The sequence below is a fragment of the Jeotgalibaca sp. MA1X17-3 genome, assembly GCF_021513155.1.
Classification (GTDB): domain Bacteria; phylum Bacillota; class Bacilli; order Lactobacillales; family Aerococcaceae; genus Jeotgalibaca.
On the sequence record NZ_CP090983.1, the window covers coordinates 160,763 to 174,080 of the forward strand.

The following is a 13,318-nucleotide window of genomic DNA, read 5'->3' on the forward strand; positions in this document are numbered from 1 at the left end:
CTTCTTAAACAGTTGCGGACTCATTCCTGAGTGAAGAAGACCTCCTTTCACAAATTTTGTAAAAGAAACCTACCTCCACATAGAAAGAGTCCGCAATCCATTTCAAAAGCGTTTTTATTTTTTAATATTTTTTAAAACATTTTGTAAGTGGTTCAAACTTTTTTCTTTTCCAAGTAATTCGATGGTTTTTCCAATCTCTGGACCATGCATTTCACCACTAATGGCAATGCGGATTGGCATAAACAAGTTTTTCCCTTTTATTTTTGTTTCTTTTTGAACTTCTTTAATAGCAGCCATGATAGTAGCTGATTCAAATGGCTCAATAGTAGGGATTTTCTCTTGGAAAGCTTCTAAGACAACCGGTACGGTTTCACCAGAAAGAATCTCTTTTTCTGTTTCATCCAAATCTAATTCTTTGTCTATGAAAAACATTTCTGAAAGTTCAACAATTTCAGCAGCATAGCTCATTTGTTCTTGGTAAAGAGAAACCAGCTTTTCAACCCATTGTTTGGTTTCTTCAGATGGGTCAGCAGAAATTCTACCCGCCTCTACTAGATGATGAGTAGCCATTGGAACAATTTCTTCTAATGATTTTTCTTTCATGTAGTGGTTATTTAACCATTCTAGTTTTTTCTCATCAAAAGCGGCTGGTGATTTACTTAGTCGCTCTGGATCAAACATTTTTATTAGGTCTTCTTTATTGAAAATTTCTTCTTCTCCAACTGGTGACCAACCTAGTAAAGTAATGAAGTTGAACATTGCTTCCGGTAAGTACCCTAAATCTCTATATTGACCGATGAATTGCAAAATACTTTCATCACGTTTGCTTAATTTTTTACCTGTTTCACTGTTAATAATCAACGTCATGTGACCAAACTCAGGTGTCTTCCATTCTAATGCTTCATAAATCATCATCTGTTTTGGAGTATTTGCAATGTGGTCATCTCCACGAAGAACATGAGTAATCTTCATCAAGTGATCATCCACTACTACTGCAAAGTTGTAAGTCGGGTATCCATCACGCTTTTTAATGATAAAGTCTCCCCCTACACTACTTGCTTCAAAAGTAATCGGGCCTTTCACAATATCATTAAAAGAATAGGTACTATCTTTATTAACACGGAAACGAATAGCAGCTTCTCTTCCTTCTGCTTCCATTTCTGATTGTTGAGATGGTGTCAAATGTGCACAACGTCCACCGTAATGAGGCATCTCTCCACGAGAACGCTGTTGTTCTCGTTCTGTTTCTAACTCTTCTTGCGTGCAGTAGCATTTATATGCACGATTGGAAAGAATCAATTGGTCCACCATCGAATTATAAATGTCATTTCGTTCTGATTGACGGTACGGACCATATTCGCCTTCCTTATCAGGACCTTCATCCCAGTCAATTCCAAGCCATTTTAGATTTTCTAATTGACTTTCTTCTCCGTGTTCTAGATTCCGTTTTTGGTCGGTATCTTCGATGCGAATAATAAAATCTCCATCATTGTGACGAGCGAATAGGTAGTTGAAAAGCGCTGTACGTGCGTTCCCTATATGAAGATGTCCCGTTGGACTTGGTGCGTAACGTACTCTAATTTTTTTGCCATTATAAATTACTCCTTTTTGGTTGTGTGTCATGATTTTTATTTTTCTCTATCTTTAATTCCTTTTTGTGAGTGAACAGGTTTTGCAAAAATCATTCGACCTGCTGCAGTCTGTAAAGCACTTGTAACGACTACATCTAGCGTTTTATTCATATAATGTTGTCCGTCTTCTACTACAATCATAGTCCCATCATCCAGATAAGCAACTCCCTGATTGCGTTCTGTACCAACTTTTACTACCGTAACGGTCATATTTTCGCCTGGAATAACAACCGGTTTAACTGCATTAGCTAATTCATTAATGTTCAAAACAGGTACATTCTGAAATTCACTAACCTTATTTAAATTATAATCATTCGTAATGATGACTCCATCAATTAACTTCGCTAGGCGAATCAGTTTACTATCTACTTCCGGAATTTCTTCAAACTCTCCTTCATAGCTTTCAACGGGAATCATTTCTTCTTTTTGAAGACTATTTAAAATATCTAACCCTCTTCTTCCACGAACTCGTTTTAAACTGTCGGAAGAGTCTGCAATATATTGTAATTCTCTCAAAACAAAATTAGGAATGACAATAACACCTTCTAAAAATCCAGTCTTCGCAATATCATAAATTCGGCCATCAATAATTACGCTCGTATCTAAAATTTTATATTTTCGGAAAAAAGTATCTGCTTTTCGATCTAGCAATTGAGCTTCTTCCTGTTTGCGGCTTCTCCCTGAAAAAAGTTTTTTAAATTCTTCTGTACGAGAGGTTCCAATATAAAACCCTAAATAGGCTAATAGTAAAGATAAAATAGCTGGAACTACATTACTAATAATTAAAATATTCATTGCTGCTAACGGAATTCAACCAACCAAGCTAAAACTAAGCCGATGATAATTCCAACAGACCCAAATAGTAAAAATGTTGCAGATTGTTTATTAAAATACATTTCAATCTTTTGCATAAGCTCTAGTATGAAGTTGGTTGTAAGTAAGGAAAGTAAAAAGAAAATAAGTGCACCAATACCAAAATTAACAAATACATTATCAAAAGCAGAGTTATTAAGTTCCACCATCTGCCACAAATAAGGCATGAGATTAATCCCAACACTTCCTCCAACAATCAAAAAAATAGCTAAAATTATTTTTTTCTTCAAAGTTTTCACTCCTTTCTACTTGTTTTTTACGCTTTCTTTGGAAAAACTTTACGGAGTGTCTCTGAAACAGTAGAAACTCCAATTAACTCAATTCCTTCTGGATGTTTCCAACCTGTTAAGTTATTTTTAGGTACATAGATTTTTTTAAATCCTAATTTTTCAGCTTCATTTACGCGTTGTTCTATTCGATTTACACGACGAATCTCACCCGTTAAGCCAATTTCACCAATAAAGCATTCTCTTGGCGACGTTTCAGTATCCCAATAACTGGAAGCAATACTCGTTGCAATCGCTAAGTCAATAGCAGGCTCGTCTAATTTTACTCCACCAGTTGACTTAAAGTATGCATCTTGATTCTGCAATAACAATCCTGCCCGTTTTTCTAAGACGGCCATAATTAATGACACACGATTATAATCTAATCCACTTGCTGTTCTTCGTGCCGTTCCAAAGACGGTTGGAGTAATTAAACATTGGATTTCAGCCAATATGGGCCTTGTCCCCTCCATGGAAGCTACTACAGCCGAACCAGATGCACCGGCCAATCGCTCTTCTAGAAACATTTCAGATGGATTCGTTACTTCTTTCAATCCGCCTTCTACCATATCAAAGACGCCGATCTCATTTGTAGACCCAAACCGATTTTTTACAGCTCTTAAAATTCGAAAAGAGTGATGACGATCTCCTTCAAAGTAAAGGACCGTATCCACCATATGCTCTAACATACGTGGTCCTGCGATAGCCCCTTCTTTTGTCACATGTCCTACTAAAAAAATAGCGATATTATTAGATTTTGCGATTCGCATAAATTCCTGTGTGGTTTCTCTTACTTGAGAAACACTTCCTGCAGCACTATCATTATCTGCTTTTAGCATCGTTTGAATAGAGTCAATCACAACCAGTTCCGGCTTTAATTTCTGGATCGTTTGTGAGATGGAATCTATATCTGTCTCTGGATAAATATAAAAATCATTTCCTTTAACACCCAAACGTTCTGCACGTAACTTAATTTGATTGGAACTTTCTTCACCTGTAACATAGAGGACTAGTAAACCTTTATTATTAATTTGTGCAGATACTTGTAAGAGCAAAGTTGATTTCCCAATTCCAGGATCACCACCAATTAAAATCAAAGATCCTGGTACAATTCCTCCACCTAAAACGTGATTAACCTCTCCCATATCTGTTTCAATTCGAGGAATATTTTCAATATGAATATCTTGAATGGGTACCGCTTCAGCAGTTTGACCCGTGAAATTTGCACGTGGCTGATGCTTTAACGCCAGAGAGGCCTCTTTTTCTTCTTCCATTTGATTCCAACCACCACAGTTGGGACACTTCCCCAACCACTTCGGAGATTCGTATCCACAGGCTTGGCAGACATATTTTACCGTCTTCTTTTTTGCCATTCATTTTTCTCCTTATACATAAACATTTTAAATTTTTTCCTCTTTTAAAAAAAGTAGATGCTTATTGCTATTTTAGCATAAAAACCGCAAACATCCGTATCATGTCTCTTATTTTTTTAATAAATACACTTAAATATTTTCTTTTTTCTTGTCAGAACTTCCAAAACCTCCCGCTCTGTCTTTTGTTCCTCCGTCATCCTCGTCTGCCTTTAAAAATTTCAGAAAAATCCCTTGTCCAATTCGATCTCCTTTTTTGATTGTTTTATCGCGTAGACCGAAATTTAATAATTGAAAAAAGATTTCTCCTTCATTTGCAGGATTATTATAATAATCAGCATCCACAATCCCTACTCCATTTGGCAAAACTAAAAAGTGTTTCAAAGGATTACTAGAACGATTGGTTAGTTGTAAATATTCGTCATCTTTCATATAGGCTTTGATACCGGTAGGTACTAAGATAGGAGTAATCCCTTTGCTAGAACCCTCTCGATCATGCTTAAATAACGTTTTCCAAATGCTTGGTAATGTCATATCTTGTGCTGCTTCAAAGTCATATCCAGCAGAATGACGTGTTGCTCTTTTCGGTATAGTTATTTCTTCTTCTTGATAAATACTAATTCTTTCAAATCCTCTTGTCTTCATATCGACCTTCCATCCCCTTTTTATTCAATAGATAGCATAATTATATCAGAGAATCATTGAAAAAATACGAAGGAACGATGAATCTTTCATTTTAAACGATAATAAATTTCTTTTCTCACCTTTCGGCACTTTGCACAAAAAAGGGCTTTCATTTTCATTCAGTTTGACATAGCCATATAATCCGCTTTCATTTATCATAGGTGTTGTAAACAAAAACAAATATTCTCCTAAAAGGATGGTAATAAAAAATGGTAGATATAGAATTAAATAATATTTATAAAATGTATGATAATGCTGATAGCTATTCCGTAACAGATTTTAACTTACACATTAAAGATCGTGAATTCATCGTGTTTGTTGGACCATCTGGTTGTGGAAAATCCACTACTTTACGAATGATTGCTGGTTTGGAAGATATTTCAGAAGGTGAATTGAAGATCGGCGAAACCGTTATGAACGACGTTGCTCCTAAAGACCGCGACATTGCAATGGTTTTCCAGAACTACGCACTTTATCCACATATGACTGTTTTTGATAACATGGCATTTGGTTTAAAATTACGTAAGTATAAAAAAGAAGAAATCAGAAAACGAGTAGATAATGCCGCTGAGATTCTTGGATTGGTTGAATATTTGGATCGTAAACCAGCTGCACTATCTGGTGGACAACGCCAACGTGTCGCTTTAGGTCGTGCGATTGTTCGTGATGCAAAAGTATTCTTAATGGATGAGCCTTTGTCTAACTTGGATGCAAAATTGCGTGTAGCAATGCGTGCAGAAATTGCTAAACTTCACCGTCGTCTAGAAACTACTACTATTTACGTAACACATGACCAAACAGAAGCAATGACAATGGCAGACCGTATTGTTATCTTACGTGATGGCTTTATTCAACAAATTGGTAGTCCAAAAGAAGTATATGATACACCGGTAAACTTATTTGTAGCTGGATTTATTGGATCACCTGCAATGAACTTTTTCACAGTAACTCTTCAAGATGGTGTTATCACTGATGAAAAAGGTCTTAAATTAACGATTCCAGAAGGAAAACGTAAATCTTTAGAAGCAAAAGGATACAACGGCAAAGAACTTGTTTTTGGAATTCGCCCAGAAGACATCCAGAGTGAGCAAGTAGTAATCGATGCAAATCCAAATTCAACCGTTTTAGCTGAAGTAGTTGTTTCTGAACTGTTAGGTGCTGAAACAATGCTATATACTAGAACGGGTGACACAGAGTTTATCTCTCGTGTTGACTCGCGTGACTACCATAAACCTGGCAGTACAATCGAGTTAGCTTTCAACTTGAATAAATCTCACTACTTCGATATAAAGACAGAAGAAGTCATTACAATTCCTTAGTCTACTTACCCTATTTTCTTACTATATACAGATCCTCCACCCAAAAAAGGCACTCCCAAAATGGAGTGCCTTTTTATTTATTCTTTTTCTTGAAAGGCTTGCTGTTCGGTAATGTCATCCAGCACCCATACAGAGACTGAACCAGCATTTACATTAAACCATCCGCAGCCATTTTCATCAATTTCTACTTTATTTTCTCTATTCCCAGTAAAATCAGCAAAGTTTTGGCCAGCATATTGCTCTCCAACATACATTTCCTTAAATCCTTCTTCACCATTGGACATAATTGCAGCCAATCCATACGGATGTTCTTCATCTCCCAAACGAGTCCAACCTACACAACTACCATGATCAAAGTAATTTTTTTGTTCTCCATATGCATGGTTCCGTCTTAGATAAAGCAAAGGATCAATGATATCTTGCATTCCTTCGATTGGTTTTTCACCAGAAATACCATAATAATCTCCATAAAATAAACAAGGAAACCCTTCTACTCGAAGAAGTATAAATGCATATGCCAGCGGCTTAAACCATTCATCCACGTATGATTCTAATGCTTGACCTGGTTGAGAATCATGGTTATCTACAAACGTCACCGCATGTACAGATTTTTTTGAAATCATAGCATCGTCAAAAAGATTCCTTAAATCATAATCTATTCCTTGTTCCGATGCAAAATAAAAATTAAAGTGAAGACCTACATCAAATAAATCAAATGTATAGTCAGTTTGTTCTAAATAATCTTTCAAGGATTGAATATTATTTTTCCAATATTCCCCTACTACAAAGAAATCAGGATGATTATTCTCTCGTATTTCGTTTACAAGATCTTCCAGAAAGTTTCGATCGATATGTTTAATTGCATCTAGACGAAATCCATCTAGTTTCGCTTCTTTCACATACCACTGACTCCACTTCTTAATTTCTTCTACTACTTCCGGATTAGCATAATCTACATCTGCATACATTAAGTAATCATAATTTCCAAACTCATCATCAACATTTTCGTTGTCACTCCAGCCTTTGTTTAAGCCTTTAATCATAAAAATAGCTTTCTTTTCTGTTTTATTATCAAGGTCCGTTCCCGTAAAATGGTACCAATGCCACTTAAAATCAGAGTACATATCTTTTCGTCCAGGGAAAGTGAATTTTGTCCATCCCTCTATTTCATAGGATTCCGATATTTTTTCTTGTCGATTTTCTGGATTGACTTCATAGGCTTCAAAACGTTCTGTTTCATCCGCTCCACCTTTATGATTTAAAACCACATCCGCATACACGTACATCCCCTGTTCATGAAGAGCATCAATTGCTGCTAGATATTCCTCTTTTGTACCATACTTGGTGCGGATGGTTCCCTTTTGATCAAACTCTCCTAAGTCATATAAATCATAAGGTGCATACCCTACATCATCTTGACTCGCTGCCTTATAAGCAGGCGGAAGCCAAACTGCTGATACTCCCATTTCTTTCAGATGGGAAGCATCTTCTTTAAGTTGATTCCATAATTGTCCATCATTAGGCATATTCCACTCGAAGTATTGCATCATTAATCCATTTTCAGCCATTAGACTGCACGCTCCTTTGATAAAACCAAATGTACATACAAATAATCATGAATTACGGGTTCAGATACCTTATTATACCGTATTTTTCTTTTTTAGTATCTTAGGAACCCTTTTGAGCACCTCTATATAAGCTTTCTACTAAATTGTGTCAAACTATTTTAAAATAACATCTATTCTTTTATATAAAATTTAGAAAGTCCTTTGCAAATGGCTATTTCTTCGGTAGAATGAATATAACGATGTTGCAAAGTGAGGCAAAAACTATTGAAATGTAAACGGCTATTATCCTTTTTATTACCAACTGTTGTTCTTTTATCCGGTTGCCAGCAAGTTTTGGCAACCAACTACTCTTCAAAAAATACCCTGATGATTTCTCATGATGTGGATAGTTACCACCAAACTGTTACTTTAAAAACTGAAGTTCAAACTACAAAAGAAACCGGTATCTCTGAAACCGAAGAGTCCTATTCTATTACCGAAGCTACTCTTTACCCAACTAATTCTATTGCTTATGGTACACATATTATTAAAAATAAAGATAGAACACCCGTTATTTTAAACATGTATGCTTCAAAAGAAATTGCTTTCAGTCAAAAAAATAACAAAGAATGGGTTTCTTCTGCAACGGTAGAGCCCGTCTTTACTTCTATAGAAATATATCCTTATGAGACTTTTATAGAGCTTAGTGAAATATTTGCTGAGAAAGGTACTTGGATTGAGTCTGATAGCGATTTTTTAATTGATTATTCTGGAGTAGATTCTGAAATCAATCATAGGGTTAGTAGTCTATTGGAGGAGTTTCCTGTATCCCATACATATTATGATGTTTCTATTACTTTAAATAGAAGTGATCACCGTCTCGTTTCATTTTCTTACAAAACAGAAGTTAAACAAGGTCAGCAAACAACGATACAAGAAATAAATAGTGTATTTTCCAATTACAACCTAGTTCATAAACAAAATTATCTTAAAAAACTACAAACTTTTATCGAAAGTCATTAACCATTCATTTTAAATAAAAATAGCAAGGAAAAGCTGTCTATCCACTCAGCTTTCCTTGCTATTTTTATTTAATCTTCTTTACAAGTCAATCTATAGAGAGCTTCTGCATAAATATCCATTGCTTGATAAATATGTTCTACTAGCATGCGTTCATTTGGACCATGCAAAGTTGCTTCTGCATTAGGCATTTGCGCTCCAAATGCTACACAATTCTCCATCGTGCGAGCATAGGTTGCTCCTCCAGAAACCATTGGCTCTTTGTTATCTCCTGTTTTTTCTTGATAAACAGCCATTAAGTTTTTTACAAGCGGGGTATCTGTTGGGACATAAAGAGGTGCAATAAAGTCATACTCTTCATATTCTAGTCCACCTGTTTTTACAGCTTTCATGAGATTTTCTACCACTACCTCTTTAGCAATTGTAACTGGATAACGTATATCTAACCCAATTGTCGTTTCTTCTTCACCAATGGAGAGAGTTGCTGCGTTACAAGTTAGAATACCAGATGCATCGTCGCGCATATCACCAAAAATAGACAATCCACGTGCGTCTTCCTGAATAACCTCACTTAAAAAAGCTAGAGCTTTATTTTCGACCAGTGGATTTAACCCTTTTGCTAGTCGAACAATTGCATTAATTCCGTTGGGGGCGTCTTTGGAATGAATGGATTCCCCTTTTACGGTTACTGCATTTCCTTCTTGTTCATGAGAAAAACCAAGTTCATCTAGATTTTTTATCAATTGATCCACTAGCTCACCCGTGTAAACAGCATCTTCCGGTACCACATTCATTGCGTCTCCAGCACTCAGTTTAAATGAGGAAGTCTCTTTGCTGTGCAACTTCACTTGTAGTAATCCTTTTTCTGCATACGTTACTGGGAAAGAAGAGTCCGGAGCAAATCCCATACTAGCTTTTTCTTCTTTTTCATTATATTTTTCTAAACATCTCCACAGATTCTCTTCATCTACACCAAAGATAAAACGAACCCTCTTCGTAAAGGTCTCTCCTGAGTCCATTAACGCCTTCAAAGCATACAACGCCGCAACAGTAGGTCCTTTATCATCTTGAGCACCACGTCCGATAATAGCACCCTCTTGTAGCGTTGCTTTGAACGGTGGTGTATTCCATAAACTTAAATTTCCAGGAGGAACAACATCTAAGTGACAAAGAACAGCAAATAGTTCTTCTCCCTCACCAACCTCTGCATAACCATAGTATCCTTCTGGATCAAGATGGGTACGAAGTCCTAGCGTCTGACAAATTTCCAAGGTTTTTTCTAAAACTGCTTGAATATCTGGCCCGAAAGGAGTATTCCCTTCTGATTGCTCTTGAAGATAGGATGGGTATGATAACAAAGTAGATAACGTTTTAATTGCTTCTTTTTTATGTGTTTCTTGTATAAATGATTTCATGAAAGGTCCTCCTAAATTTTATTCTATTTCTATTTTATCATTAATAAGAAAGAGAATACATAAAAAAGGTCGTTATAAAAAGGAGGAAAGTAAAAGCTTCCTCCTCATGTACCCATATCTCTCATTCGATTACTTATTTCCCAACAGATCCTTTTAAGTTTTCAGCTATTTTTTCTAAGTTCTGCATATCACTAAACATACTAGCTGCTTCCTTATAGACATGCGCGAGTGTCAGAAATCTTTGTTCAGTAAAATCTTCCGGATAAGAATCCGTCTTCCAAGTGAATCGAAGAGATGTATTTAGATTATGAGCTGTTTTTGCCATATTAGTCAGTAGTTCGATATGTTCCTCTGTTATCTTTGCAGATATCTCTTCACTTAAAGTACTCAGATCTGCTCGTGTTGCTTGGTAAAAAAGAATGGTTTCATATACACGACAACGAAAGGTGATGCCCACTCGATTATAGTATCCACATTTAATTAAGGAACGTAACATATTATTTATTTCATCTATTGTATTTTCTAATGATTGTTCATACTGTTTTAATTCTCCACTAATATGATAAAGATTTTGTACCTCTTCATGACTTGGCTCTCTATATTCGGCACTCATCATTATCCCCCCTCTTTGTCTTTTATTTTATGTTTTTGTCAGTTAGAATAGGAGTATAGGCTATTAGACGTATCAATTGAACAAAGGTGAAATAGGTGAACGGAATTAAAGACCACCAATTAACCACACATCACTCATACGATAAGCAGTGGGTCCAAAATTTTGGCCAATAAACACTGGGGAAGCAAGCAACGTTAGTGCACATACAACTACAACTAATTGTTTGGCTTTTCTGATAACTTTTTTCATTTTATTCTTCCTCCTTATTATCTTACCTAATCTAATTCTATTATAATACATAAGTTTCATTTTCTTTAAAAATATTCATATATGAATATTTGAAAGGTGGCCAGTCAAAAAACATGACAAATCAACGTTCTAAAAAGGATTCCGTAGGTGAAGTTTTAAAGAAAGTTCGTTTAAGTAAGAACTACACACAAAAGTTTGTAACAAATGGCATCATCGGACAACCAACCTACTCTAAAATTGAGCGGGGGGAAGTCGATCCTACTTACCTTAAATTTATTAGTATTTTAAAAAGACTTGATATTAGTGAGGAAGAATTCCATTTTTTACTAGATGAGAATGTACGCAGCGAGCGAGAAAAAATTATCGAAGAATTTTTTTTGCTAAATTTTAACGATGCTTCTTCCTTAACGAAGATTAAAGAAAAAATTAGGACGTACTTAGATACTCAAAATGACTACATTTTAAATGATATTTATTACATTTGCGAAGCACTCATATTAATCAGCATTGAAAATAATTATAAAATGGCGATCACCTATGCAAACAAGGTATGGAATCGACTAGAAAAATTTGATCAATGGTATTTAATGGAAATTCGTCTTATTAATGCTATTCTCTTCATTTTCCCTACAGAAAGCGCTGTTCACATTGCCGAAAGAATCGTTGCTCAATTAAAAAACTATGATACAAGGGAAAGTAAAGTCCTATTAAATAATATTCAGTCCAACTTAGGACTCTTGTTAATAAAAAACAAAGAGTACGAGCTTGCACTTGGACATTTAAATGAACTAATTTTAAAATTTAAATTAGAAAGAAACTATTATTACTTAGCCATTATTTATATACGCAAAGGAATTATCATGCGTATCTTAGATAAAAAAAGTAAAGTAGATTTTATAAAAAAAGGGTTAAATTTGGTAAGAGCTTTTGAAGAGCCAGAATTAGAAAAAGCATTACGCAATGAAATTGAATTTTATACAAAAAAGGAGTAAAAATGAATAAACTATTAAAAAGTTTTTTATTAATAGGAACTCTTTTTCTGCTAGTAGGCTGTAGGAATCAAATACAAAAAGACTTTTTAAATCGAACAGTTAAACTGATCAACCAAAATCACGCAGAAGGCTCCCTTACTTTTTCTGATTTGGAAGATATTCATTATCAATTTGTTTTTCAAAAAGACCAAGAGCTTAAAGAGAATCAAGTACTTCATTTAGAAATAATTTTCTTTGAACAAAACCTCCCGCTTTTAGATGCAACGATTATAAATAAAAACATTCTATTAAGTGCTGACTCTTTTCTGGAAGCTACTTCGCCTTGCTCAGATCAAAATGCAGCCGGTATTTCTTGGGACTCATGGAATCAGCTAAAAGAAGACCATCAAGATCGGCTCATTCTTTTAAATGATGAAATAACAGTGGAAGATCGTGATTTGCAAAAATCCGATTTTTCTCGCGAGGAGAAAAAAATACAAAGCAAAAAAGCTCGAACATTTAAAAAACAGTTTTTAAAATTAGATTCCAAAAAATTTACAGAAACAGAAACAGAGCTAACACTAGAAATAAAGTTAGAAGAACTGAAAAATCTTTTTTCTCCACTTCTTGAACAAGATAACCTGCCTCTAGTAGAAAATATTGTATCTACTTTGGATAACTCTCTAAATCTACTGACTCAAGAAAGCACAGAATTAGAACTCATTTTAAATAAACAGAAATCATTTCTAATGTTCAAAATAATCTCATCAAACTCTGCTAGTCTTCTCCAAGAAAACTTTGGGAGCGTAGAGGTTCGAATAGACTTTTCCAATCGAAAAGGAGACGTAAAAACACCCTCTACAGCTATGATTGTAACGAGTGGTAGATTGCAAAATATCCTCACTCCTATTCATAAAGGATATTCCCTCACTGGATATTCTCCTTCCGTTTTTAATGAATTAATTGAAAATACAATTAAAAAGCGAGAAAACTATGAATTCAATGAGTGGTCCGCAACTACTTTATTAGATTCCTACTCAACGCTACTAACAGAAGATCAGTACCAAAAATTAGAAGCTGTACTAGATATTGATACCTTAAAAAATCAGTTTGATGACATATCGAGTATAGATGACTGGAGTTCCTTGAATCATCAAGAAGTCTACGAATTCTCTCAAGAGGGCTATCCCTCTGAACGTTTTACTCCCTTGATTGAGAGTATTAAAAAATATCGAAGTAAACAAACAAAAAAATCTGCTCAGAAAATATTGGAGAAATATCGTCATGTGTTGAACGAAAAGCAATATAATCAATTGGAAGAAGTGTTAGATATAGACACTCTTCCAGAATGAAAAATAAT

Annotated in this window: 11 protein-coding genes and 1 pseudogene; 4 read left to right on the plus strand and 8 right to left on the minus strand. The window is 35.1% G+C overall.

The genetic code is table 11. From position 1 onward, the window contains the following. Positions 1 to 114 precede the first annotated feature (114 nt). The 4 genes and pseudogenes from gltX to LZ578_RS00760 all read right to left on the minus strand — a co-directional run bounded on the left by gltX (position 115) and on the right by LZ578_RS00760 (position 4,785). A complete protein-coding gene (gene gltX / locus LZ578_RS00745) occupies positions 115 to 1,623 on the minus strand; it encodes a glutamate--tRNA ligase (protein WP_235145501.1) in 1,509 nt (502 codons plus the stop codon). A gap of 5 nt (positions 1,624 to 1,628) precedes the next feature. Then, a pseudogene (locus LZ578_RS00750) lies at positions 1,629 to 2,734 on the minus strand (PIN/TRAM domain-containing protein). Positions 2,735 to 2,760: 26 nt separating this feature from the next. Then, the gene (gene radA / locus LZ578_RS00755) at positions 2,761 to 4,143 is read right to left on the minus strand and encodes a DNA repair protein RadA (RefSeq protein ID WP_235145502.1); all 1,383 of its coding nucleotides are present in this window, start codon (positions 4,141 to 4,143) and stop codon (positions 2,761 to 2,763) included. A gap of 129 nt (positions 4,144 to 4,272) precedes the next feature. Next, positions 4,273 to 4,785 carry a dUTP diphosphatase gene (locus LZ578_RS00760; RefSeq protein ID WP_235145503.1) on the minus strand — a complete coding sequence of 171 codons (513 nt, stop codon included), beginning with the start codon at positions 4,783 to 4,785 and terminating at the stop codon, positions 4,273 to 4,275. Positions 4,786 to 5,033: 248 nt separating this feature from the next. Between LZ578_RS00760 and LZ578_RS00765 the strand changes: the two genes are divergently transcribed. Next, positions 5,034 to 6,143 carry an ABC transporter ATP-binding protein gene (locus tag LZ578_RS00765; RefSeq protein WP_235145504.1) on the plus strand — a complete coding sequence of 370 codons (1,110 nt, stop codon included), beginning with the start codon at positions 5,034 to 5,036 and terminating at the stop codon, positions 6,141 to 6,143. Between the two features lie 77 nt (positions 6,144 to 6,220). Here the strand turns inward: LZ578_RS00765 and LZ578_RS00770 are convergent, their stop codons facing one another. Continuing rightward, positions 6,221 to 7,711, minus strand: coding sequence for an alpha-amylase (locus LZ578_RS00770; protein WP_235145505.1), 1,491 nt, complete (start codon positions 7,709 to 7,711; stop codon positions 6,221 to 6,223). A 264-nt stretch (positions 7,712 to 7,975) separates the two neighbouring features. On the opposite strand from LZ578_RS00770, the gene LZ578_RS00775 reads away from it, so the two are divergent. Continuing rightward, positions 7,976 to 8,713, plus strand: a complete 738-nt coding sequence (locus LZ578_RS00775) for a hypothetical protein (protein WP_235145506.1) — start codon at positions 7,976 to 7,978, stop codon at positions 8,711 to 8,713. A 68-nt stretch (positions 8,714 to 8,781) separates the two neighbouring features. Here the strand turns inward: LZ578_RS00775 and LZ578_RS00780 are convergent, their stop codons facing one another. From LZ578_RS00780 to LZ578_RS00790, 3 genes are all read right to left on the minus strand, one after another. After that, a complete protein-coding gene (locus LZ578_RS00780; protein WP_235145507.1) occupies positions 8,782 to 10,125 on the minus strand; it encodes a M20 family metallopeptidase in 1,344 nt (447 codons plus the stop codon). A gap of 133 nt (positions 10,126 to 10,258) precedes the next feature. Then, entirely contained in the window at positions 10,259 to 10,741 is a 483-nt protein-coding gene (locus tag LZ578_RS00785; protein ID WP_235145508.1) for a hypothetical protein, read from the minus strand. Positions 10,742 to 10,843: 102 nt separating this feature from the next. After that, positions 10,844 to 10,987: a hypothetical protein gene (locus LZ578_RS00790; protein WP_235145509.1), complete on the minus strand. Its 144-nt coding sequence runs from the start codon at positions 10,985 to 10,987 to the stop codon at positions 10,844 to 10,846. Positions 10,988 to 11,100: 113 nt separating this feature from the next. Between LZ578_RS00790 and LZ578_RS00795 the strand changes: the two genes are divergently transcribed. Together LZ578_RS00795 and LZ578_RS00800 are read left to right on the plus strand one after the other, a co-directional pair. Next, a complete protein-coding gene (locus LZ578_RS00795; RefSeq protein WP_235145510.1) occupies positions 11,101 to 11,979 on the plus strand; it encodes a helix-turn-helix domain-containing protein in 879 nt (292 codons plus the stop codon). A gap of 2 nt (positions 11,980 to 11,981) precedes the next feature. Then, the gene (locus LZ578_RS00800) at positions 11,982 to 13,310 is read left to right on the plus strand and encodes a hypothetical protein (RefSeq protein ID WP_235145511.1); all 1,329 of its coding nucleotides are present in this window, start codon (positions 11,982 to 11,984) and stop codon (positions 13,308 to 13,310) included. Positions 13,311 to 13,318 lie beyond the last annotated feature (8 nt).

What these genes read in the sequence shown, in the direction of transcription:
- radA (WP_235145502.1), bottom strand. Translation starts at nt 4,143, where the DNA reads ATGGCAAAAAAGAAGACGGTAAAATATGTCTGCCAAGCCTGTGGATAC.
- LZ578_RS00795 (WP_235145510.1), top strand. Translation starts at nt 11,101, where the DNA reads ATGACAAATCAACGTTCTAAAAAGGATTCCGTAGGTGAAGTTTTAAAG.
- LZ578_RS00780 (WP_235145507.1), bottom strand. Translation starts at nt 10,125, where the DNA reads ATGAAATCATTTATACAAGAAACACATAAAAAAGAAGCAATTAAAACG.
- LZ578_RS00765 (WP_235145504.1), top strand. Translation starts at nt 5,034, where the DNA reads ATGGTAGATATAGAATTAAATAATATTTATAAAATGTATGATAATGCT.
- gltX (WP_235145501.1), bottom strand. Translation starts at nt 1,623, where the DNA reads ATGACACACAACCAAAAAGGAGTAATTTATAATGGCAAAAAAATTAGA.
- LZ578_RS00760 (WP_235145503.1), bottom strand. Translation starts at nt 4,785, where the DNA reads ATGAAGACAAGAGGATTTGAAAGAATTAGTATTTATCAAGAAGAAGAA.
- LZ578_RS00800 (WP_235145511.1), top strand. Translation starts at nt 11,982, where the DNA reads ATGAATAAACTATTAAAAAGTTTTTTATTAATAGGAACTCTTTTTCTG.
- LZ578_RS00790 (WP_235145509.1), bottom strand. Translation starts at nt 10,987, where the DNA reads ATGAAAAAAGTTATCAGAAAAGCCAAACAATTAGTTGTAGTTGTATGT.
- LZ578_RS00785 (WP_235145508.1), bottom strand. Translation starts at nt 10,741, where the DNA reads ATGATGAGTGCCGAATATAGAGAGCCAAGTCATGAAGAGGTACAAAAT.
- LZ578_RS00770 (WP_235145505.1), bottom strand. Translation starts at nt 7,711, where the DNA reads ATGGCTGAAAATGGATTAATGATGCAATACTTCGAGTGGAATATGCCT.